The 21766-nt window shown below is 45.4% G+C and carries 24 protein-coding genes; 3 read left to right on the top strand and 21 right to left on the bottom strand.

Features of this window, described 5'->3' with window-relative positions; genetic code table 11:
• Window positions 1-9: 9 nt before the first annotated feature.
• The 14 genes from csrA to M654_RS03410 form a co-directional block, all read right to left on the bottom strand.
• Window positions 10-234 carry a carbon storage regulator CsrA gene (csrA, locus tag M654_RS03475; RefSeq protein ID WP_026588934.1) on the bottom strand — a complete coding sequence of 75 codons (225 nt, stop codon included), beginning with the start codon at window positions 232-234 and terminating at the stop codon, window positions 10-12.
• The gene (gene fliW, locus M654_RS03470; protein WP_026588935.1) at window positions 228-659 is read right to left on the bottom strand and encodes a flagellar assembly protein FliW; all 432 of its coding nucleotides are present in this window, start codon (window positions 657-659) and stop codon (window positions 228-230) included. Before fliW ends, csrA begins: the two co-directional genes overlap by 7 nt.
• A gap of 20 nt (window positions 660-679) precedes the next feature.
• Window positions 680-1246 carry a DUF6470 family protein gene (locus M654_RS03465; protein WP_026588936.1) on the bottom strand — a complete coding sequence of 189 codons (567 nt, stop codon included), beginning with the start codon at window positions 1244-1246 and terminating at the stop codon, window positions 680-682.
• A gap of 49 nt (window positions 1247-1295) precedes the next feature.
• Complete coding sequence (flgL, locus tag M654_RS03460) at window positions 1296-2207, bottom strand: flagellar hook-associated protein FlgL (RefSeq protein WP_026588937.1); 912 nt, start codon at window positions 2205-2207, stop codon at window positions 1296-1298.
• Window positions 2208-2217: 10 nt separating this feature from the next.
• Window positions 2218-3741 carry a flagellar hook-associated protein FlgK gene (gene flgK / locus M654_RS03455; protein ID WP_026588938.1) on the bottom strand — a complete coding sequence of 508 codons (1524 nt, stop codon included), beginning with the start codon at window positions 3739-3741 and terminating at the stop codon, window positions 2218-2220.
• Window positions 3742-3756: 15 nt separating this feature from the next.
• Window positions 3757-4236 carry a flagellar protein FlgN gene (locus M654_RS03450; RefSeq protein WP_026588939.1) on the bottom strand — a complete coding sequence of 160 codons (480 nt, stop codon included), beginning with the start codon at window positions 4234-4236 and terminating at the stop codon, window positions 3757-3759.
• A 19-nt stretch (window positions 4237-4255) separates the two neighbouring features.
• On the bottom strand, window positions 4256-4522 hold the full coding sequence (flgM, locus tag M654_RS03445; RefSeq protein WP_026588940.1) for a flagellar biosynthesis anti-sigma factor FlgM: 267 nt from the start codon (window positions 4520-4522) through the stop codon (window positions 4256-4258).
• An 80-nt stretch (window positions 4523-4602) separates the two neighbouring features.
• Window positions 4603-5022, bottom strand: a complete 420-nt coding sequence (locus M654_RS03440; protein WP_026588941.1) for a TIGR03826 family flagellar region protein — start codon at window positions 5020-5022, stop codon at window positions 4603-4605.
• 58 nt (window positions 5023-5080) lie between these two features.
• The gene (locus M654_RS03435) at window positions 5081-5815 is read right to left on the bottom strand and encodes a ComFC family protein (protein ID WP_035428518.1); all 735 of its coding nucleotides are present in this window, start codon (window positions 5813-5815) and stop codon (window positions 5081-5083) included.
• A complete protein-coding gene (locus tag M654_RS03430) occupies window positions 5772-6056 on the bottom strand; it encodes a late competence protein ComFB (protein WP_026588943.1) in 285 nt (94 codons plus the stop codon). Before M654_RS03430 ends, M654_RS03435 begins: the two co-directional genes overlap by 44 nt.
• A 56-nt stretch (window positions 6057-6112) precedes the next feature.
• Window positions 6113-7228: an ATP-dependent helicase ComFA gene (locus M654_RS03425; protein ID WP_442858858.1), complete on the bottom strand. Its 1116-nt coding sequence runs from the start codon at window positions 7226-7228 to the stop codon at window positions 6113-6115.
• A gap of 407 nt (window positions 7229-7635) precedes the next feature.
• Entirely contained in the window at window positions 7636-8478 is an 843-nt protein-coding gene (locus tag M654_RS03420; RefSeq protein ID WP_026588946.1) for a DegV family protein, read from the bottom strand.
• Window positions 8479-8597: 119 nt separating this feature from the next.
• On the bottom strand, window positions 8598-9287 hold the full coding sequence (degU, locus tag M654_RS03415) for a two-component system response regulator DegU (protein ID WP_026588947.1): 690 nt from the start codon (window positions 9285-9287) through the stop codon (window positions 8598-8600).
• A gap of 81 nt (window positions 9288-9368) precedes the next feature.
• Complete coding sequence (locus tag M654_RS03410) at window positions 9369-10526, bottom strand: two-component sensor histidine kinase DegS (protein WP_026588948.1); 1158 nt, start codon at window positions 10524-10526, stop codon at window positions 9369-9371.
• Between the two features lie 221 nt (window positions 10527-10747).
• Between M654_RS03410 and M654_RS03405 the strand changes: the two genes are divergently transcribed.
• From M654_RS03405 to M654_RS03395, 3 genes are all read left to right on the top strand, one after another.
• Window positions 10748-11386, top strand: a complete 639-nt coding sequence (locus tag M654_RS03405) for a YigZ family protein (protein WP_026588949.1) — start codon at window positions 10748-10750, stop codon at window positions 11384-11386.
• Window positions 11387-11399: 13 nt separating this feature from the next.
• A complete protein-coding gene (locus M654_RS03400) occupies window positions 11400-12476 on the top strand; it encodes an LCP family protein (protein WP_026588950.1) in 1077 nt (358 codons plus the stop codon).
• Window positions 12477-12537: 61 nt separating this feature from the next.
• Window positions 12538-13881: a Kelch repeat-containing protein gene (locus tag M654_RS03395; protein ID WP_081692877.1), complete on the top strand. Its 1344-nt coding sequence runs from the start codon at window positions 12538-12540 to the stop codon at window positions 13879-13881.
• A gap of 45 nt (window positions 13882-13926) precedes the next feature.
• Here M654_RS03395 and M654_RS03390 read toward each other — a convergent pair whose 3' ends face one another.
• From M654_RS03390 to tuaD, 7 genes are all read right to left on the bottom strand, one after another.
• On the bottom strand, window positions 13927-14991 hold the full coding sequence (locus M654_RS03390) for a glycosyltransferase family 4 protein (protein ID WP_026588952.1): 1065 nt from the start codon (window positions 14989-14991) through the stop codon (window positions 13927-13929).
• A 131-nt stretch (window positions 14992-15122) separates the two neighbouring features.
• Window positions 15123-16304 (bottom strand): teichuronic acid biosynthesis protein TuaH, encoded by a 1182-nt coding sequence (gene tuaH / locus M654_RS03385; protein WP_026588953.1) that lies wholly within the window; start codon window positions 16302-16304, stop codon window positions 15123-15125.
• A gap of 28 nt (window positions 16305-16332) precedes the next feature.
• Window positions 16333-17091: a teichuronic acid biosynthesis protein TuaG gene (gene tuaG, locus M654_RS03380; RefSeq protein ID WP_026588954.1), complete on the bottom strand. Its 759-nt coding sequence runs from the start codon at window positions 17089-17091 to the stop codon at window positions 16333-16335.
• A 29-nt stretch (window positions 17092-17120) separates the two neighbouring features.
• Window positions 17121-17798: a teichuronic acid biosynthesis protein TuaF gene (gene tuaF, locus M654_RS03375; RefSeq protein WP_026588955.1), complete on the bottom strand. Its 678-nt coding sequence runs from the start codon at window positions 17796-17798 to the stop codon at window positions 17121-17123.
• 37 nt (window positions 17799-17835) lie between these two features.
• A complete protein-coding gene (gene tuaE / locus M654_RS03370) occupies window positions 17836-19293 on the bottom strand; it encodes a teichuronic acid biosynthesis protein TuaE (RefSeq protein ID WP_026588956.1) in 1458 nt (485 codons plus the stop codon).
• A 67-nt stretch (window positions 19294-19360) separates the two neighbouring features.
• Window positions 19361-20290 carry an NAD-dependent epimerase/dehydratase family protein gene (locus tag M654_RS03365; protein ID WP_026588957.1) on the bottom strand — a complete coding sequence of 310 codons (930 nt, stop codon included), beginning with the start codon at window positions 20288-20290 and terminating at the stop codon, window positions 19361-19363.
• Between the two features lie 18 nt (window positions 20291-20308).
• Entirely contained in the window at window positions 20309-21640 is a 1332-nt protein-coding gene (gene tuaD, locus M654_RS03360; RefSeq protein WP_142246088.1) for a UDP-glucose 6-dehydrogenase TuaD, read from the bottom strand.
• Window positions 21641-21766 lie beyond the last annotated feature (126 nt).

Below are 21766 nucleotides of genomic sequence, written 5' to 3'. Positions count from 1 at the left end.
AAAAAATCCTCACTTTTTTTGTGAGGACAAGAGAGCGAGAAAGTCGTTGGAGATGGAAGCGGCCCGGCTGTTTTCTTCCTGAATCGACAAATAGACTTCCTTGCGGTGAATATCGATATGCTTGGGAGCGCTGATGCCGATTTTGACCTGGTCTCCCTCAACGGCAACGATCTTCACTTCAATATCGGCGCCGATCTGGATCGCTTCATTCAGTTTGCGCGTTAAGACTAACATGGGGATCCTCCTATCAAGTGCTTTGTCGTATAAGAGGTGTCGTGCAAAATGACTTGTTTCGCGCGCTTATTAGTGCGATTGACAATAATCGGCGCACGCAGATTGGCTGTCGTTTTTTCAAATGGATCTTCAATCGTCAAAATGACCATCACTTCGACATCATCGACCTTCTCAATTTCAAGATGCTCAGCCGTGGCATCGTCAAGGTCAAACCCGTATTCTTTAAAAAAGATGAACGGGCTGGCGACGATAAACGCGAGTTCTTCAGTTGCCGTCGATTGGAGGACAAGAAACGGGGAATCTTCGGAAAGCGGCAGGATGACAAATGTTTTCTCATCGACAAAGCCGGGAATCCCGTTTTCCATCACCAAAATTTGCTCTTCATTAATAGGCATTTCACCGTGGTATTTCGTTTTAATGATCATCGTTCACGATCCTTTGCTGATTACTTTTGCTGCGGATACTCCACATCTATTTTTAACTCCGGATATTGAAGCATGTCAACCTTTACATTGCCGGGTGTATATTCAATCACCGGTTGATTAGGCTTCGCTTCAATGACCGGTTTGTGCGGCACCGCATGAATATCAACTTTTGATGGTGTATAATCGATTTTCACTCTTGAGAACTCCGGTGTGAAATGGACACCGATCTGAATCGGTTCAGGCTCGGTGTTTCTTCTCGCCTGATCGGCGATCGGATCGCCTTCATTTTCGATCCTCATCAGTTCGTCCCCTTCTTCAGCGGTTCTCGCGAGTCCGTCAAGCCAATCTTGATGGCCTTGCTGGGCGGCCTCTTCAATTCTTTTGAAAATATGCTTCCTGTCTAAGTCTTCCCAGGCTTTCGTCTGGTCAATCGTAAGCTTTGAAGGGGTGGTTGATATCTTTAATTCCGCCGGCGGCTGCTCGATTTTCACATCGGCTTGCGGCTGTTCGATTTTCATGTCCGGCGGTGTCGTCGTCAACCCGATTCGTCCCGGTGTATTTTGCATGATCAACCTTGGTATTTGCATGCTAGCTACCTCCTTTTGCCGAAAAAAAGCAACTCCAAAAGAGTCGCTTTTATTTTAAGAAGTCAACTAATGTCGGCTGAACAATTTTCGCGTTTACGGACAGCGCCGCTCTGTGAACGCTTTGCTGTGTAATAAAGTCTGTGATGACTTCTTCAAGTTCAACATCTTCATTGTCTGACAACACTTTTGTTGAAGTCTCTTCTTGTACGCCCAGCCTTGTTTCGATCAATTCAAGCCGATTATAGCGCGCTCCTACATCAGACCGTTCCGCGCTCATTTGACCGGTAAATTTGTCAATATCTGCTATGACAGCGTCCATATCATCCAAGGAATTCGAATTCAACGCATCTTCAAGAGACGACAGCATTTCAAAGACATTTTGCCCGCTGTCTGATTTTCCGCCGAAAGCCGAGTTCGGGTTTGAGTTCACATTTAATGTTGCATTTGGAGAGACATTAATGTTCACATCTGAAGAACTTGTATAGCTTTCAAAATTATACGTATAAGTGCCGTCCGCATTTTTTACGATTGGAGCGACATCCGAGTTCGTTCCATTGAATAGGTAGCGGCCATTGACCTGTGTATTGGCGACTTGAATCAGCTGTTCCTTTAATTGGCCGATTTCGACTCCGATGGCCTTTAACTCTGTGTCACCATTTGTATCATTTTTCGCATTGACAATCTTGTCCCTGATTTGCCCCATGATGTCAATACCTTCAGTTATGTTCGTTTCCGTGTTTTCAAGCCATGTGAATGCTTGGGAAACATTGCTTTTGTATTGCTCAACCTGAGACAGCTGTGTATTGTATTTCAGGCTTTTCATCGCGACGATCGGATCGTCCGACGCCTTCGTGATTTTTTTCCCTGTTGAAATCTGTGTTTGCAGCTTATCCAGCTTTCCGTAGCTGGAGCTGATGTAGCGCAAAGAATTTTTTGCGATCATGCCTTGGGTTACCCGCATCGCTCTTTACCTACCTTCCTACGACACCCATGCCGTTAATAATCTTATCGAGGATTTCATCCTGCAGCGTGATCATTCGCGCCGCTGCATTATAAGCATGCTGAAATTGGACCATGTTCGTCATTTCTTCGTCGAGTGAAACAGCACTCACCGACTGCCGGTTTAATTCGGCTGAATTGAGCTGCGTCTCCGAATTCGCAAGAAGCCTGTTGACTTCTTGTCCTTGCACACCCATTTCTCCGATCATACCGGCGTAATAGTCTAAAACCGTCGTTGTTTTCTCACCGATCTGAAACTTTTTCGTAAAGACCTCCGCCAGATTTGTCGCATTTGAGTTATCGCTCGTCTCACCGTTCAGAGATGCGGCGATATTTTCTCCCTTGGAATCCATGATATCATCGGCCACTTTGATTTTAGCAGCGGCTCCTTTGGCAGGTTCGGCCTCTCCGCCGGTGAATTCAAAGAACGCGCCGCCAGGATCACCGGAATAAGTATATCCGTTTTGATGGACTGTATTGAATTCCTTTGCGAATGCGAGGGCCATCTCATCAAGGTCGGCAAGCATTTCAGGATATACACCCTTCTCTTCGCCACTGGACATGTAGCCGTAAGATTCGATTAAGCCCAGAAGCGAACCTTTGCTGGTAAATGAATCGATGCCGATGTCCGTGCCGCCGATTGAAACGCTTGTCACAAGGTTCGTGTCATTGTCATAGTTGACTTTCACATTCGCAGTTGTGAAATTTGGCCCGTCAAGAATTTTCCCGAGAGACTGACCATTGCTGTCAAGAATTTCAACGGAAGCAATTCCTTGGGCCCCAGCTTGTGGATTGCCTCCCGATTTACTGTAGCTGACTTTGATATTGACCATTGAAGACAGCTGATCAAGCAGCATATCCCGCTTATCGTACAAATCATTCGGCAAATAGCCGTTCGGCTCGACCTGTGCAATTTGGTCGTTCACACTGTTCAGCTGTGAAAGGACGGAATTAATTGACAAAACATCTTGTTCAATCTGATCCCCCAAATTGGTTTGAACGGTTGTCAACGATTCATACAAATGGTTAAACGTCTCGGCTACCGCCTTTCCTTTTTGGGCGACAACCGAGCGTGCGCTTGGTTCGTGTGCATTGTTCGTCAATTCCTGAATCGAATTCCAAAAGGAATTAAGAACACTGTTCAAGCCTGTCCCATTCATCTCATTCATAATGCCTTCCATTTGTTCATAGGCATCGGCCTTCGCATTGTAGTATCCGACATTCGTGTTCTGCGTCCGGTATTGATAGTCGAGAAAGCTGTCTCTGACCCGTTCTACCGTGCCGACCTCGACGCCTGTCCCCATCTGTCCGGCAAGACCGATGGAATTCATTGATACCGTCGGGTAAGGTGTTGTCGATTTAAATGTGGCGCGCTGTCTTGTATAGCCCTCGGTATTGGCGTTTGAGATGTTGTTTGATGTGACGCTTAAAGCGGACTGCTGTGCAGACAACCCTCTTTTGGCGATTTCCAGCCCTAAAAAAGTTGGATTTGTCATCTTTTCCCCTCCGTTTTACGCTTTTGAATCGAATAAAGAAAGCCGTTTTGTCCCGCTGCCTAATTGATTTGGCTGCTGATCTTTTCCATAGTTCGAACCGCCTTCTTTCGGCATAAGCAAGTCAAAGGTGAGCGAGATGAATTGAAGCGACTGAAACGTCAGCTGCTTATTCAAGTCGTTCACATCCTTTAAACGGATGAGAAGCTTGGAGAGCTTGGCGAATAACTGTTCAAGCGTCCTTTTTTCATCTCCTTCAGCTGCGCTGATACATGCGCTGATGGTGGCATCCGTGCTTCCGAGGCAGCCTTTCGTCGCTTCAATGCGGGATTGCTCCGTTTGTTCAATTGCCTGCACATACTTTTGTTGTTTCGTCACGATTTCTGAAAGCTCTTTAATCTCATTTGTCTTCAGCGCCTCCGTTTTTTGTTCGGACAGCGTCAAAAGATGCTCATGCAAAACGCACAAGCGCTCCAGCTCTTCAATCACCCGTTTCACTAAACGTCTTCCTCCCTTCTTATTTTTCCTTATAAAAATGAACCATTTTTTCAGCGATGCCTTTGCCGTCTACCTTGTATGTCCCATTTTCCACGGCTGCCTTCAGCTGGGCAATTTTCTCCTGCCGTTCCTTCATTAAAGCAGGACCTTGCTGGAGCTCCTTTGCTTTTGCAGAAATTTCGACTTTATCTTCCTGCTTGGCTGCCGCCTGTGCAGATGGCGTTTGTTTTTCAAAAGATTTATGATAAGAATGAACAGATTGTGTTCCGTATTGATTGATTTTCATGGGATTCCTCTCACTTTCCGTCATAGTTTGTCTATGATCATACTCATTTTATCGTCTGAGCTGCAAGGTAGTTTAGGGAATCAATCATTTTTGGGCTGAATGGTATAGTATGTGCCTTTAGAACTATTCGTTTTCTGTTTTTCAAGCTGTTCCAACTGATCCAATTGACTCATTTGTGAAGCCAGGTCTTCATCACAAGGCTTGCAATAACGGCCTTCACGAATCAAGGTGCCGCATCTTTCACATGGATAGCCAAGGTTCGGGAAATTGGAAATATGGATGCGTTTCTGCCTGATAAATTTCAGAATCAGCTCTTCCTCAACCCCGGTTTTTTCCACGATTTGAATCATCGTAGACTGGCGGTTTTCCTGCTTCTTCAGAAATTTATATACCTTTTCAAATGAACGTTCTTCTTCTTTGAGACATGAATGGCAAACGGTTTGAAAGCTGCTTTTCATAAACAATGCATTACATCTTGGACAATTCGCCAATTGATTCATAAACTTTGACCCCTATCCTTAAATTCTAATTTATATATCGGCAGGGAAAAGAAATGATTTAGCTTCGAATTAATGTGTAAGATGATACCAAATCGGCTCCGCCGTCAACCTTCAGGCACCGGGCTGCATGGTGGAGAGTTGCGCCGGTCGTATACAAATCGTCAATCAGCATGACATGGAGACCCTTTACAGATCCTTTGTCCGTTTGAAAGACGTTTTTTTCTTTAAGGCGCTCCGCTCTGCTTTTCTTGGATTGTTTTTCATTTTCCGTTCTGATCAATGGATGGATGACGGGTCTTTTTAATAAGGAAGCAAGCAGCTCCGCCTGATTAAAGCCTCTCTCGATTTTGCGTTCCTCGCTTAAAGGAATCGGCACGAGTATGGGATGAGAATGGCGGCAGTATGTTTGAAAGGCGCGGATAAATGATGGGGCAAAAGCGAAGACAAGTTCGGCATCGCCTCTGAACTTAAAGCGGGCGAGCGCGTCTTTCATAAAAGAGTTGTACAGATAAACGGAGCGGTTTTGCTTGAGAAGTGAGCGTGTTTTCGGATCGGCTTCCCATTTTAAACAATCCCGGCAGAGCCTTTCACTGTCCTGCGGCCTGCCGCATTTGCGGCATACGGTTCCTTCGATCTTGTTAAAGCTCTCTTTACATTCCCGACATATCTTTTCTTCCGTTCGCAAAAAGAACAAGACACGCCATGAAAGAGAATGTGAAAGAGGCGCTTCACAGATTAAACAATTCAGCTCATCCTCTTCCTTTCTGTTGATTTTCGCAATACGGATTTTCATTCACCTTTCTTGCGGCTTCAGCCAAGGTGACAAGCATGGACGTATTTTTTTGTTTATCAACTAGCTCTGCTTTGATGTAAGTTAGCTTTGACGCATCTGTGACATATTTTGGCTTGACCGCGTTTAAAGCAAGGGCGAGAACATCTTCTTTGCACCTTTCGCACATGCAATCCATATGCAGCTGGTCGATATACTGATCAAACAATTCTTCCAAAACAGCTTCTTTTGCATTGACTAACATTCCGGCACCGCTCCTCAATTTTCATATCATGAGTATACTGTACCATGAATATCGGACTAGTCAACCAATATTTCCTTTTTAGCCAATTTATTCATATCGCGAATATGGCGGCAGGCCGCATTCATGCTCTTTGTTTTGCCAAAGTGAAAAAAACAGACGTATCCCCAAGGAAACTGCGGGTGTCTGCCGGCTCTGCCGGCGATTTGGACAAGCGCGCTTTCGCTAAAGACGGCCGACTCCGCACCGAGCACCCCGACCTGGACTTTTCTGACCGTCACTCCCCTTTCCAAAATGGTTGTCGTCACCAGTACATCAAGCTTTTCTTCTCTGAACAGCCCGACTTTCTCATTTCTGCCGGGGTCGTCTGCATAAACGCTCTCGACTTGGAATTGCGCTTTTTTTAATAGGAATGACACTGATTTGAGAATTGGAATCGAGGGAACAAATAAAAAAACCGGCTGCTGCAGCTCTTTATGCTTGAAAAGCCATTGCATTATTACGGGCGGCAGTTTTCCCTTGTCGAGTCCTCTCTTCCAGTTCCCGCACCACCTCATAACAGGCTCAGGCAATGGCTTGCGGTGATATCTGGAGGGTATCTGCACAGTGCGGAGCTTGCCATTTTCAGCGCTTCGTTTCATTTCTTCCGATGGGGTGGCGGTTAAATAGATGCGGGCGCTTTGCGGTTTTCGCGCTTTTTGAACAGCATATTGCAGTGTTTGGTCAAGAGAAAATGGAAAAGCGTCGACTTCATCGATGATGATCACATCAAATGCTTTTTTATAGCGGAGAAGCTGATGGGTTGTTGAGATGACAAGCGGTGCAAGCTTCCCTCTGTCCGGACTTCCGCCATATAATACGGCGATGTCCAATCCTTTAAATGCGGTCTGCAGCCGCGGGGCGAGCTCCAGCACTACATCCGTTCTCGGCGTGGCGATGCATACCCTTAAACCTTTGTTTAGCGCAAACTCAATTCCTTGAAAAAGTATTTCTGTTTTGCCTGAACCGCAAACCGCCCAGACTAAAAGCTGCTCTTTTTGGCGGATGGCATCGACAATCATTCGCGCCGCTTTTTCCTGTCCGGCCGAAAGAACACCTTTCCAGGTCATGCTGACCGGCGGCCATGCCGAAGAACCGCCGCCTGTCCATGTCAAAAGCGGCGTGCATTCGCTCACCCTTCCCATCATTACGCAGAAACGGCAGTATACACAGTCTTTTTGGCATATTAAACAAGGATATTGCGCAAAACGTGACGGATCGCGCTGGCCGCACCTCATGCAGATCAAGCCCTTTGCCGTTTTTTGAATCGGTGTTTCAGCCTTGATGAGTCCGTTTTGTATATGCCATTCTACGGCGCTGTCCGGAAAGGGAAGCTCGCTTTTCAGAAGCTGGCGCGCCTCCAGAAGAGCCTGCAGGTTGCCGGTATATGCGGATGCCTCATGTTCGATTCAGACCACCTCCAATCACGCATTCAGTATCTATCATTCCCGTTTTCTTGTAAAATCGGGAAAATCGAAAAACAGCGGTCTGAAAACGGCTCAAAATGCAAAAATCCCCGTTTTTCTAAAAACGGAGATTAGCATTATACTATATACCAGGCAATGCCCATTGCCCCTTCACCAAGGTGTGTGCCGATTACAGGGCCGAAGTAGCTTTTATAAAATTCGACATGAGGATATTGCTGTGACAGCTTTGCAATGATTTGATCGGCTTCCTCTTCGCGGTTGGCGTGAATCACGACCGCTCTGAGCGGTTTGCCTTTTCCGGCATCCTCGCCGAAAAGCTCATACAAACGGTTTAACGCTTTTTTTCTCGTCCGGATCTTTTCAAAAGGCACGATCAACTTATTTTCAAAATGGAGAATCGGCTTTACTTTTAAAAGGCTTCCGACAAACGCCTGAGCGCCGCTGAGCCGCCCTCCCCTTTGCAGATGGGAAAGATCGTCGACCATGAAATAAGCCCTCATCGAGATTTTCATGTGCTCCAAATGGCTGAGGATGTCTTCGGGAGCCGCCCCTTTTTCCGCCATCTCAGCCGCTTCGATCGCATAAAAGCCCTGCGCCATGCAGCTGATTTCCGAATCGAACGGATACACTTTAATATCATCAAGCATTCCGCCCGCGGATACAGCGCTGTTAAACGTTCCGCTGATTCCGCTGGAGAGATGGATGCTGATGACCGCATCATACGACGCAGCAAGCTTCTCATAGAGAGAGATCATTTCTCCGTATGCCGGCTGTGAAGTCGTCGGGAGATTTTGATGGGCTTTTACTTCTTTATAATAATCCTTCCAGCTCATATCAATCTCTTCCCTGTATGAAGCCTCGCCAAAAATAACATTGAGCGGTATCATATGAATATCATAGCGATCCCGCAGTTCTTTGGGGATATAAGCTGTACTGTCTGTTACTACTGCTGTTTTCATGAAATAAACCTTCCTTATGAAAGATACTCTTATCTATTTTAAAAGAAAAGCAGTCGTTTTTCATTATAAAATTTGATTTTCAAGAAAAAGAAAAGACCTGCCTGATGGCAAGTCCACTATTATCTCATTTCTACCCAGCCGTTTTTAATGGCCACGACGACAGCTTGAGTTCTGTCGTTTACATTCATTTTCTGCAGGATGTTGCTGACATGGTTTTTAACCGTCTTTTCGCTGATAAATAATGATTCACCGATGCCGCGGTTGCTTTTTCCGTCTGCGAGCATCTGTAAAACCTCGCATTCCCTTCTCGTCAAAATGTGAAGCGGTCTGCGAATTTCCGGATACACTTCATGCTGGGCATGCGCTGATACCCCGCTTGTTGCCAAACGCCGGAATTCGTTGACAAGATTGTGCGTAACCTTAGGGTGAAGGTAAGATCCGCCTTCAGCCACTACTTTTACGGCTTCAATCAGTGTGTCGGCATCCATTTCTTTCAGAAGATAGCCGCGTGCTCCTGTTTTTAATGCGTGTGTTACATAGTTTTCATCGTCGTGAATGGATAAAATAATAACCTTTGATTCCGGGTAAAGATCGACCAGCTGTTTTGTCGCTTCCACTCCGTTTACATTCGGCATGTTGATATCCATGATCACAACATCAGGATGATAGTGCTCGACAATGCGAGCTGCTTCATCACCGTCGTCTCCTTCGGCTACTACCTCAAAGGTAGGTTCGAAGTCCAAAATCCGTTTTACACCTTCACGGAATAACTGATGATCGTCAATAATTACAATATTTACTTTAGTCACAAGCTACGCCTCCCCATTCTCATTGTTCTATACACCGCTTTTATGGTCAATATGTCTTTTGTCTCTATTTTACAGTTACCTTTACAAAGAAAGCGGAACTTTGATCAAAATAAATGTCCCGAGACCTATTTTCGAATCTATTGTCATCGAACCTTCGAGCAAATCGACTCTCTCTTTCATGCCAAGAAGACCAAAAGATTTGTTTTTGTTGCCTTTCACTTCTTTTATATCAAAGCCTGTTCCATTGTCTTTAATGATCAGTGTCACAAAATCTTTTGTTATTTCTACTTTAACATGGATCTCTGTTGATTCGGAGTGTTTTAAGGCATTTGTGACCGCTTCCTGGGCAAGGCGGAACAGTGCCACCTCAAATCGCGGCGCAATTCGCCTGTCTTCAGATTCTCCGATGCATTGGAAATGAATTTTCGCTTTTCCATGATAATCTTCGATTGTATTCAAGTATTTTCTGAGCGTCGGAATCAATCCTAAATCATCTAAAGCCATCGGCCTTAAATCATAAATAATCCGTCTCACTTCATAAAGGGCATTGCGGACGTTTTGACGGAGGTTTTTGATTTCCTGGAAGCCTTCATCCGTTCCTTTATCCCTGAAAATGCGCTCGATCAATTCCGATCTCATTAAGACGTTGGCGAGCATTTGCGCCGGTCCGTCGTGTATTTCCCGGGAGACTCTTTTTCTTTCTTCCTCCTGCGCTTCAATGATCCGCAGTCCGAAATCCTGTTTGGCCTGCGCATCCTCCAGAAGGACGCCCACCTGGCGCAGATCTTGATTTAAATAGTTCAAGACGACAGTAATTTGGCTGACAAGCCCTTCAGAGCGCTCGATGATTTCCTGAAGGCCCAACAGCCTCCGTTCCAAATCATCGCGCTTTTCTCTCAGCTGCTTTTCCCGCTGCTGGATCATTGTCAGCTCGACTTGCAGCTTGTGCGCTTTTTCATAAGCCTCGCGAATTTCTTCTTCGCTAAATTTATGAAAGTTGCGGCTGACCTCTGACAAGCGGTTTCGGGCATGGCGCGCATGCACCTCAAGCCTGTCTCCGAGATCGATGACTTCGTTGACTTGCTGTTTAATCTGCTTCAGCTCTTCCACTAAGCCTTCGTATTGCTGACGGGACTGCTCGCCGATTTGAAAGACTTCGTCCTTGCTCCCGTCAACCGTTTTTAACATCTTCATAATGATTGAATCTAAGACTTTGGAGTCCATTTTGGAAACACTCACCCATTTTCCCTCCGTAACAGCATTGTCATGTAGTTTTATCATAATTTTCATTGAACTGAAATTCGTGTCGAATTATAATGAAAGAATGCGTATTCTGTTTTTTTTGGTTTATTTATGGTCTCTCATCCATATCTATTTAATCATAACAAAATACGCGTCAAAATTCTAAGTCTGTTCGTTATTTAAGAACATCAGCACGGATTGTCAGGAGGTAAACGGGGATGCTGCAAAGCTATCTTACTGTTTCCGGAGAAGGGACGCATGAAATCGTGATCGAAAAATCCCGGTTCATTTGTCATCTAACCCGTGTCAGTACTGAGGAAGAAGCGCAAAATTTTATTCATGATATAAAAAAACAGCATTGGAATGCGACTCATAATTGTTCCGCATATGTCATCGGTGAAAACGATCAGATTCAAAAAGCAAACGATGATGGGGAACCGAGCGGAACAGCAGGAGTTCCGATGCTTGAAGTATTAAAAAAACGCAATTTAAAAGATACATGCGCGGTCGTTACGCGCTATTTCGGCGGCATTAAACTGGGCGCCGGGGGTTTGATACGGGCTTACGGAAAATCCGTATCAGAAGGGCTGAACCATGTCGGGGTTGTCGAACGCACATTGATGCGGGTGATGCACACCACTGTCGGCTACACGTGGATCGGGAAGCTGGAAAACGAGCTTCGCGAGTCGCCGTATAAAATAAAAGACGTTCACTATGCCGATGACGTTGAGTTTGAAACATATGTAAAGGAAAACGAAAAACAGGCCTTTACTGAATGGATAACGGAATTAACAAATGGCAAGAGTGAGAATAGAGAAGGCATTCAGGTCTATCTGGAAGAAGCTTTTAATAATTAAAGGAGATTAATATATGGCTGAGCGTATAAAAGTGAGAGTGCGGAAAAAAAAGAGTAAAAAAAGAAAGCTGTTTAAACGGATGATGGTCCTGATTCTGCTCGCACTTCTTGTAATCGGCGGAGTGGGCATTTACAAGATTTTCAACACGATCTCTGCCGCAGACGACACTTACGAACAACTGGAACGGGGAGAAAAGTCAAAGCTTCGCGATGAAGTCGTCGATATTAAGAAAAAGCCTTTTTCCATTCTTTTCATGGGGATTGAAGACTATGCGACAGACGGAGACCACGGACGGTCGGACTCCCTGATTGTCGTCACGCTTGATCCTAAGCAAAAAACGATGAAAATGCTCAGTATTCCTAGGGATACGAGAGTCCAGCTGGCCAGTGACACATCCGGTACAAAAACGAAAATTAACGCGGCCTATGCGAAAGGCGGCAAAGAAGAAACGATCGAGACGGTCGAGGATTTTCTCGGCATTCCGATCGACTATTATGCGACGGTCGATTTTGACGGCTTCAAAGAGGTCATCGACGAAATCGGCGGCATCGATGTTGACGTGCCGTTTGACTTTGACGAAAAAAGCGATGTGTCCAAATCGAAAAGAATCTACTTCAAAAAAGGCAACATGCATTTAAACGGTGAAGAAGCGCTGGCCTACGCCAGGATGAGAAAGCAGGATAAACGGGGAGACTTCGGCAGAAACGACAGGCAGAAGCAAATCCTCAAAGCGGCGCTCGATCAGATTTCCAAGCCGCAAAACCTGGCGAAAATCGATACGATCGCCCAAAAAGCAAGCAAAAATATTCAAACAAACTTCAGAATCACGCAAGCGCTCGCCCTCCAGCAAATCTACAGCGGATTTGAAGGCAATGATATTGAAACGTTAAGCATTACCGGACAAGACCTGACGCTTGCCGGCGTGTACTATTTTGAACCGGATGACCAAAACCTGGCGAACGTTCAAAGTGAACTGACCCAACACCTCTATCCGAATGCAACCGCTGATGCAAGCGAATCATCGACTGACAGCTCAGACACAACTCCCGACGGGACGGATAGTTCTGCAGATGCGTCTGTGTCGTATTAATATTCAAACTGATAAAAGACACACCTCTTGATGAGAGATTTATCAAGAGGTGTTTTTTTATGTGCGCTGCTATACCGCTCATCACAATCCGATTCTATTAAAAAAAGCGCCGGTCAGCCGATATAAAAGAATGCTGAAATTATGGATAAGGAGAGATATGTTTGAAAAGAAACTTTTTTTAGTATGCGTCATTGTGCTGCTCAGCTATGTGACGGGGTATATTCCCGCATCGGCGGAGGATGCTGGTGAGGAGACGAATGGTTGGGTGGCGAAGGCGGATTTGCCTGAAGCTCGTTATAAAGCTGCTACCGCTGTTTATAATGGGAAAATTTATATTTTCGGTGGTAATGTACCCAATAAAAAAGAAACTTTTGTTTATGATCCTAGAAAGAATACGTGGACTCAAAAGGCTGATATGCCTACTGCAAGATACGCAGCAGCTGCTGCCGTTGTTGACGGGAAAATTTATGTCATCGGAGGACAAAAGGATGGTTTTCATTTCTTTAATACCGTAGAGGTATATGATCCTGCTACCGATTCTTGGGAAAATGCTCCTGATTTACCTGAGTCGGGGAATTATACTTCTGCGGAAGTTATTGATAAAAAAATATACGTAATATTAGACGGTAAAAATTATAGTTATGATATAAACACAAAAAAGTGGACAAAAAAAAATAATATGCCTGTTCGTGCTATCGGTACCAACACCGCTTCTCTAAATGGAAAAATTTATGCAGTCGGTGGAATGAATGGTGCTTACACCAAGGAAAAAATGTTTAAAACTCTTTATGAATATAACCCTGAAACAGACTCTTGGACAAAAAAACAAAATTTGATTAGTGAATTAACTTTTACATCAGTAACCACTCTAAATGGGAAAATATATATTATGGGTGGAGTAATTCCTGGTGATAAAGCAACTGCAACAACACAAGTCTATGATCCTTCTAATGATTCGATTGAAGAGTTCAAATCCTTAAACAGCGCAAGATGTTTAGCTACTGCTGCTACAGTTGGAAATGATATCTATATCATTGGGGGCAGAATATCTAATGGAGACCTTGCATTAAAAACAGTCGAAATGTACACCCCAGAAGATTCAACACCAGACACCGAAACACCGGAAACTCCCACCACCCCGGAACCAACTCCGGATCAGTCATCAGGTGACCGCGCGTTGCTCGTCATCACCATGACGAATGGTCTTGAGAAGGAATTTGACCTGTCGATGGATGAGGTAAATGACTTTATCAGCTGGTATGATCAAAAAGACGCCGGGAGCGGGTCGTCGAAATATGCGATTGATAAGCATGACAATAACAAAGGGCCGTTTTCCAGCCGGAAGGATTATGTGATTTTCAACAATATCTTGACCTTTGAAGTAAACGAATATTCGTCTAAATAACCATTAAAAAACCTTGATTTCTTCTTTTGAAATCAAGGTTTTTTGTCAATTCCTTTTCACCATGCGCCTGTAAAACTTCGTGAACGGCTTGTACTGCTCATTGACGAGTCCGGTCACTTCGGCGATGATCTGCATGAAGAGGATCAGGCCGAAGATGATGAAGATCGACATCCAGAGCGTCGCTGTCTTTAAGAGAATAGCGCTGAGGCTGAAGACGATGCCGATTAAGTAGATGACGATCACCGCTTTTCTGTGTGACAGTCCGAAGGCCATCAGCCTGTGATGGATATGTGATTTGTCAGGTGCGGAAATCGGCTGCTTGTTTAAAATGCGCCGAATAATCGCAAAGGTCGTGTCAAAGATCGGCACCCCGAGGATGATGATCGGGATGACGACGCTGAAAAGCGTCACGCTTTTGTACAGACCCAAAAGCGACAAGACGGAGATCACATAGCCGAGAAACAGCGAGCCCGTGTCTCCCATAAATATTTTCGCGGGGTGGAAATTATAGAAGAGAAAGCCGAGCGTGCTGCCGATGACAACCAATGATAAAGAGAAAATTAAGATTTTGTCGGCGGAAAAAGCCATGATGGCAATTGTCGAAAGGCCGATCACCGATATGCCGGCTGCGAGTCCGTCCAATCCGTCGATGAGATTGATGGCGTTTGTAATGCCTACGATCCATAAAATCGTTAAAGGATAGGCGAGCCACCCTAGATCAAAGCGGATATCCCAAAACGGGATCGACAAAAACTCCATTTTCAAACCGGTGCTGACGATCAGGCAAGCCACCAGTAGTTGGACGGTGAATTTGACTTTCGCGTTTAAATTGTATTTGTCATCTATAATCCCTAACGTGACGATCATAAAAGCGCCGAGCGTGATCGCCGTTATTCTGTTTTCATAAACACCGCCGGCCATCGATCCGGTCAATACTCCTATAAAAATGGCTAAACCGCCCATACGCGGCATAATTTTATCATGTATTTTTCGATGATCCGGCTGATCGATGACACCGGATTTGAGTGCTATTCGTTTCACTAGCGGAGTGATGATTAAAACGGTTATCAGAGAGACAAAAAACGCAAGTATTGTGCGTTCATAAGACATAAAGAAGTCTCCTTTTTAATGAAGTCTGGTTCGAGTTAAGAATAGGTCATACCTTTTCATTATACAATTTCATTATTTATTATAACAAGCTCAATCTAAAAGAAACATGATAAATTAAATTCTGCCGCGGCCTATGCATGCTGGTTCAGGTTTAGTTTTCCGGTCATTTCGAAAAATAACTGATGCCAATCTTTCTCCTTGGCCGTCTTTTTGCGAAGCTCGGTCAGGGAAGGGTCATCGTGCGACATCTCCAGTTCTTCACAGGCTTTCGTAAACGCACGCATATCGCTCCCTGCGATATGACGGTAAATGTGTTCTTTCTGCACCTTTTCTGTTGAAGGCAGGTTTAAGCCGACGACAGGCTTCCCGGCCGCCAAAAATTCAAACAGTTTTAAAGGAAACACCGCATTATTATAGGGAGACGGCTTGTAAGGCATGATCCCGATATCAATCACATTCATATAAGCAGGGACTTCCGCGGGCGCCGCCGGCCCCGTCCAGATGACATTCTCCTCCTGCAGGAGCTCTTGAAACTCCGGGTCGCCGTTTGTTCCGTCAGGACCGACAAATAAAAACGTCCATTCCCGTTTCGCTCTGGCGGTTTCTTTGACGAGCCTGAAGTCGAGCTTCGGCTTAATTCCGCCGATAAAACCGAGCACGGTGCCTTCTCTGCCGTTCAATACATCCGCCTTTTGCTCATTTCGCGCAAACAGATCGTATTCGACGCCGTTTTCGATCTTAAAAACCGGCTTTTTCTCTCCCTTCAGCCGGTTCTGGACATTTTGGCGCAAATATTCGGACGTACAAAAAATCGTGTCAGCGGCATTGAGAATTCTGCTTTCAGCTTCAACAATCACCTTTCGCCTGAACGCAGCGGCAATGTTTTGTTTTCCGCTGATCGGCGCCGCCCAATGGTCGCTGCAATCATAAATGACCTGATCCCACTGATATAACGACGCGAGCAGCGGAAAGCCGGGGAATGTGTACCATAAATACACTTTTTCTCCGCGGCCTTCTGTCGTCAAATACTGTAAAAGAGGTGCGAGCTTTTTTTGATAGAAAACATCTTTATAGCGCGCAAATCTGAACACTTTTTTCTTTAAAAAATCCTTGACCGCAAATTGCTTGATGCCGTTGTTAAGCTCTGTAAATGTCTCTGAAAAAACTTCTTCTGCGGGACATACCCAGATGACTTCCTTTGTCTCCTTTTGTTCAGCCAAAAATTCCGCAAGGCGGTGCCTTCGGTATCTCAGCTGATCCTGCCCCCACTGGCCGGTCGCCACTACAACATGTCTGACTTGATCTGTTTTCACTTTCTATCACCTTTTTCCGGCGATGCCGTTATAATCTTTTCATGACCGCATTTTTCGCATAGTGGACAAAGCACCATGTCGCCTTCATCAAATGGAGGCGCTCAATTTCCCTGTACACATACCACGTTTTTTGCGCCGCCTTCCACTTGTTTCTGGAAATCGACGTGTCGACAATCCGGTATTCAGCCAATGGCTCGTTTAATCCGTACGCTTTAAATCCCCGTTTTAAAATAGACAGCCAAGTCGCTAAATCTTGCCGTGTGCGAATGTTCGGCATCTGAATGTCGCCCGTCTGCTCCCTGTCAAGCATGACCGTCAGGCAGCCGATAATCGTATTTTTTAAAACGTCGTCATAGGCGAGACTTCCGGGCGCGGCGATCGTTTTATGAAGCGGCTCGCCGTTTTGGCTGATCAGCTCGTACGCCGTAAATGTAAAGGCGTGTTGATGCTTCTGCATAAAAGCAAACTGTTTTTCCAGCTTCTCTTTTTTCCAAACATCATCGCTGTCCAAAAAAGCGACATAGCGCCCTTCCGCTTTGTTGAGGGCGGCGTTCCGCGCCGCCGCCGCTCCCTTGTTTTCCTCTAAATAAATGGCGTGGATCCGCCCGTCTTTTTCTTCATAACGCTTTAAAATGTCCCTCGTTCCGTCTGTTGAGCAATCATCGGCGATGATCATTTCCCAATCGGAAAAGCTCTGATGGAGGACTGACTGAATGGTCTTCTCGATAAATGCCTCCGCATTATAGGAAGGCGTAATCACAGAGATTAAAGGTTTTTGACTCGACATGATCCTGATCCACATCCCCAATCAAAATTTTAGCGTTCTCTAAACACTTCCGGCACAACAATAATCAAAAACGACAGCGCCAAACCGATCAACACGCCGAGCACCGCTCTTTTTTTCGGCGACAAGCCGGCGGACTCGTTGTCCAAAACGGTTAAAGGCTCGATTTCCTCGGCATGCTTCAAATCAAGCTTGCTCGTTTCCAGCTCATACAAAAATCGTTGCTTATCGACCTTGGAGTCAGCGCTGACCGTTTCACCTTCAAGCGCTTTGATGTTCTTTTCGATGACTTCCTCTCTTTTTGAAAAGAGGGCTTTGTCGGCTTCCATATAAGCATTTTTGATCTTTTCCAATATGCTTAATGTTTCTTCTTTATCAGGCCCTGTATAGCTTAAGTTGAAAAGCGAATCCGTTCTGATTTCAATCGCCAGTTCATCTTTCAGCTCCGCCAGATCTTCCTCTTCCATCTCGGGGAAAATCTCTTTTAAAAACGGTTCGTTTTTCAAAAGGAGCGGAACATCTTTTGCATTGTTGTACTTCGCTTCTCCGTAGTTCCCTGTCGAGATCGTTACAGTGGCCGTGTAATCGGACGGAGCCGCCTCTCCTTTCGGCATGAAATAGCCGAACAGCCCAAGAACTAGTGGAAGCGCGATGATCAGCACAAAAAACTTTTTGATTCTGCCTGCAATACGTTTGATTAAATCATTCACATCAATTTCTCCCTGCTTTTAAATTCTATTTCGGACATCATCTAAAACGTTCGGTTTCACTCGTTCCATGTATTCTAAAGGTATTGACCGCCGCGAGAACCAACGCGAGAAACACCCAGTGGAAATACAGATTCGAGACGGAGCTCGGGCTGATGCTTGAGACAAGAAAGCTGACAAGAGCGGCGAGCAGCCCTTCTATCAGAAGCTTATAGCGGCTTGAAAGTCCTTTTTTATAAAAACGGTAAAGCACCAACATGACATACAGATACATCGTGAAATAGCCGAGCATCATCAGCACCCCGAAATTAGCCATAATCTCAACGAGCCAGTTATGCACTTCCACAACCTGGTCGGTATCAAAGAGGGCGTGATGCTCTAAATAATACGGCACATTGCCTGCGCCCACGCCAAATCCGTATGTATCAAGCACATAATGTCCGGCGTTTTTCAAAAGGTTCGCCCTGGCGACATTGGACGGCAGCGGCTCGCTGAAATCGTGCGAGGCCTGCGGGGCCAAGAAATATTCATAGAACTTATCCGTAATTTTGCCGGCAAAGAGCGCGGCAAAAGCGATGAATCCTGCGGCAGCGATGATAAGCGCCCACTTTTTTAAGATCCGGGGCAGCAAAATAAACACGTACAGCGCAAGACCGGCGATGACGCCTAAAATACTGGCTCTTGAACCGGTCAGGAAAATCAAATACACCGAACAAAACGCGAGGATCAGTCCCGCCGTCTTCAAGTAGCTGTTTTTGATGTTTTTAAAAAAAGCCAGATAAAAGAAAAAGCTGATCGACAGGAACGTCGCAAAGTCATTCTGATTGAAAAAAACCGATGTCGGGTAGTGCTGCTTATAATGCGGTCCGTTGAACAGCGTAGAGCTCGGCAGATGGTGCAATGTAAAATGGTTGTAGAATCCGATGACCATCAAGAAAATCGTCAGCGTCATCCATATGTAATAAAAAGCGAGCAGCCGGTCCAGTTTTTGAAAGTACAGGACGATCAAAAAGACAAAAAACATCCCCATCGCCAGCAGTGATAAATATTTCACGCCATCTGTAACAGACTTGACCCAAAGCAGCGAAATCATTCCATAGCAGAACCAAAAAGCAAAAAACGAGAGAATCCCTTTCACATGAACCTGTTTCCATTTTTCCAGATGGCCCCTGCCTTTCAAGATGTCCATGACAAACCAGAAGCCTGCCAGGATCAAGAGAATCCGGTATGGGAACAGACTGAAAAATCCGAGCTTGATCGTAAAAAACGCATTGTTGGCAAACGTTGCCGAGATCAATAGATACAAGATGGGCATCATGATCTGTTCGGTTGACAAATATGGTCTGAGCACTGCAAATACAGCCAGCGCGATCAAAAACAGAAAGACAAACAATATTTTCTTTGTGCTTGTTTGAGCCAATAAATTCGTTAATGCTAAGCCTGCGGCCAAAGCGGCGAGCCAAACCAGAACATTGGCCGCGGAACGTTTCAGACTCATCGATTCCCCCTCCTTCCGCGTGTTTTCTGGAAAAGGGCTGCCGGCATGAGCCAGCAGCCAGTTGTTTTTAAGTATTCATCTCTTTTTTATAAAAGGAAATGGTCTTTTCCAGTCCTTCACTGAGCGGCATTTTCGGTTCCCAGTTCAAGATTTGTTTTGTTTCTTCATTGCTCAGTGTGCTGTGGCGGATATCTCCAGGTCTTTCATCCTGATAGATCGGAGAAAGCGTTGATTTCGTCGCCTTTTTCATCTCGGCAAACAGCTCATTGACCGTAATGGAAAAGCCGTTTGACACATTTAAACAAACGTTTGATTGAGCTTTGAGCGCTTTGACATTGGCGCTGGCCACATCGCCGACATAGATGAAGTCGCGGGACTGTTCACCATCTCCAAAGATAACCGGAGCTGTTCCGCTTGTTAACAGGTCGGAGAAAATCGAGACGACTCCGCCCTCTCCTTTCGCATCTTGGCGCGGTCCGTACACGTTGCTGTACCGCAGCACACAGAACTCGATTCCGTAAAGGTCATAGGCCAGCTTCAAATAGTTTTCTACCGTAAGCTTTGTCAAACCGTAAGGCGATCCCGGGTTTGTGTTGTGACGGGTGTCGACAGGCAAATAATCCGGATTTCCGTAAACGGCGGCGGAAGACGCGAAGATGATTTTTCTTGCACCGCATTCGCTCGCTGCCTTGATGACGTGAAGCGAGCCTCTAATATTGATATTTTCATCGTTCAAAAAATCTTTGACAGACTCCCCCACGCTCACCTGTGCCGCTAAATGAATAATATAATCGGGATTAATGCTTTTGATCACTTCTATGACTTCCGGGTTTGTAATATCCTCGTGGTGAAAGTCGATCGGAAGTCCTTCGATATTCGAGCGGTGACCCGTTGATAAATTATCGAGAATCGATACTTGATAGTTTTCTTTCAGAAGCTGTTCCGCTATATGTGAGCCGATAAATCCGCATCCGCCTGTCACTAGTACTTTTTCCATGTTGATAACACCCCGCGTTTATACTTTTGTTAAAATCTTCTCTCCCTGTACATGAGGGCGGCCGATTGAATGATAGATAAAGCCTTCCCTTTTCATATCCTCGAGCTGGAACAAATTGCGTCCGTCAATCAGGACCGGCCGGTTTAAATATGATTTTAGCTTCTTTATATCCATATGCTTCACCTGCGGCCAATCTGTTAAAATTAGGCACGCATCCGTATCTTTTACCGTCTCGAACAAATCATTGCTGTAAACGGCTTGATCGCCGAGCAGGCGCTCCGCTTCCGGAACCGCGATCGGGTCGTATGCTTTGACCTCAGCGCCGAGACTTCGCAGCATCGGAATGACATCCAGTGCAGGCGCTGACCGCATATCATTTGTATTCGGTTTGAACGCCAATCCGAGAACCGAAACTGTCATGCCGTTCAGATCGCCAAACACGTCAAGCAGCTTTCCGACAATGTGGGCCCGCTGTTTTTGATTCGTCTCAATCACGGCTTCGATCATTTTAAACGGGTAGCCGACAGACTTGGCGATATGCAAAAGCGCCATCGTATCCTTCGGAAAGCAAGAGCCCCCAAAGCCGATCCCGGCTTTTAAAAATTTCCCGCCGATTCTGCTGTCGAGTCCGACACCTTCGGAAACCTTTGCGACATCGGCGCCGACTCTTTCGCAAATGTTCGCAATATCATTAATGAACGAAATCTTCGTGGCTAAAAACGCGTTGGCCGCGTATTTAATCATTTCTGCACTTTCAAGGTTTGTTTTCACAACCGTCGTTTGAAACGGTTCATGAAGCTCTTCAATGATCGCCGCAGCTTTTTCGCTCGTGGCGCCGATCACCGCTCTTTCCATATTCATCGTGTCAAAAATGGCCGTTCCTTCGCGAAGAAACTCGGGATTCGAGACGACATCAAACGGGTATTTGCCTCCTGAGGCCTTCTCGATAATCGATTGAACGAGCTTTCCTGTTCCAACCGGAACAGTGCTCTTGTTCACAATGATTTTATAGCCGTTCAAATGGCTTCCGATCGTTTCGGCGACGGATTTTACATACGTCAGGTCAGCTTCTCCGCTTTCTGACATCGGCGTCCCGACAGCTATATAGATAATGTCTGATTGTTTTATCGCCTTGGGAATGTCCGTTGAAAAGAACAAACGGTTTTCATTTACGTTTTGCTCAACTAGTTCTTGCAGTCCGTTTTCGTAGATTGGCATGATACCGGCTGATAGCCCTCTGATTTTTTCAGCATCTATATCACAGCAGACAACCGAATTTCCCACCTCGGCAAAACAAGTTCCAGATACCAGCCCAACATATCCTGTTCCAATGACAGCGATCCTTTTCAATATCATCATTCCCTTCTTTAAGCTAACCCTTCAATCCAATAGCTTTTTTTAGGCGATGATTTTTATCTCTGTTTATAAAAATCAAGTCTCTCTAGATTTCATCTTGGACCTAAACCTGCGGCTTTA

Source organism: Bacillus sp. NSP9.1, from assembly GCF_000465465.2.
Lineage (GTDB): Bacteria > Bacillota > Bacilli > Bacillales > Bacillaceae > Bacillus > Bacillus sonorensis_A.
Note: the sequence above shows the minus strand (reverse complement) of the source record. Positions and strands in the feature narration are given on the sequence as shown.

Excerpts from the sequence above, each read along its gene's own strand:
- M654_RS03435 (WP_035428518.1), bottom strand. The coding sequence starts at position 5,815 with ATGAAAATCCGTATTGCGAAAATCAACAGAAAGGAAGAGGATGAGCTG.
- M654_RS03365 (WP_026588957.1), bottom strand. The coding sequence starts at position 20,290 with ATGGAAAAAGTACTAGTGACAGGCGGATGCGGATTTATCGGCTCACAT.
- M654_RS03390 (WP_026588952.1), bottom strand. The coding sequence starts at position 14,991 with ATGTCTTATGAACGCACAATACTTGCGTTTTTTGTCTCTCTGATAACC.
- flgM (WP_026588940.1), bottom strand. The coding sequence starts at position 4,522 with ATGAAAATCAATCAATACGGAACACAATCTGTTCATTCTTATCATAAA.
- tuaE (WP_026588956.1), bottom strand. The coding sequence starts at position 19,293 with ATGAGTCTGAAACGTTCCGCGGCCAATGTTCTGGTTTGGCTCGCCGCT.
- M654_RS03430 (WP_026588943.1), bottom strand. The coding sequence starts at position 6,056 with ATGTTAGTCAATGCAAAAGAAGCTGTTTTGGAAGAATTGTTTGATCAG.
- M654_RS03420 (WP_026588946.1), bottom strand. The coding sequence starts at position 8,478 with ATGAAAACAGCAGTAGTAACAGACAGTACAGCTTATATCCCCAAAGAA.
- M654_RS03400 (WP_026588950.1), top strand. The coding sequence starts at position 11,400 with ATGGCTGAGCGTATAAAAGTGAGAGTGCGGAAAAAAAAGAGTAAAAAA.
- M654_RS03465 (WP_026588936.1), bottom strand. The coding sequence starts at position 1,246 with ATGCAAATACCAAGGTTGATCATGCAAAATACACCGGGACGAATCGGG.
- tuaG (WP_026588954.1), bottom strand. The coding sequence starts at position 17,091 with ATGTCGAGTCAAAAACCTTTAATCTCTGTGATTACGCCTTCCTATAAT.
- csrA (WP_026588934.1), bottom strand. The coding sequence starts at position 234 with ATGTTAGTCTTAACGCGCAAACTGAATGAAGCGATCCAGATCGGCGCC.
- M654_RS03405 (WP_026588949.1), top strand. The coding sequence starts at position 10,748 with ATGCTGCAAAGCTATCTTACTGTTTCCGGAGAAGGGACGCATGAAATC.
- flgL (WP_026588937.1), bottom strand. The coding sequence starts at position 2,207 with ATGCGGGTAACCCAAGGCATGATCGCAAAAAATTCTTTGCGCTACATC.
- flgK (WP_026588938.1), bottom strand. The coding sequence starts at position 3,741 with ATGACAAATCCAACTTTTTTAGGGCTGGAAATCGCCAAAAGAGGGTTG.
- M654_RS03440 (WP_026588941.1), bottom strand. The coding sequence starts at position 5,022 with ATGAATCAATTGGCGAATTGTCCAAGATGTAATGCATTGTTTATGAAA.
- fliW (WP_026588935.1), bottom strand. The coding sequence starts at position 659 with ATGATCATTAAAACGAAATACCACGGTGAAATGCCTATTAATGAAGAG.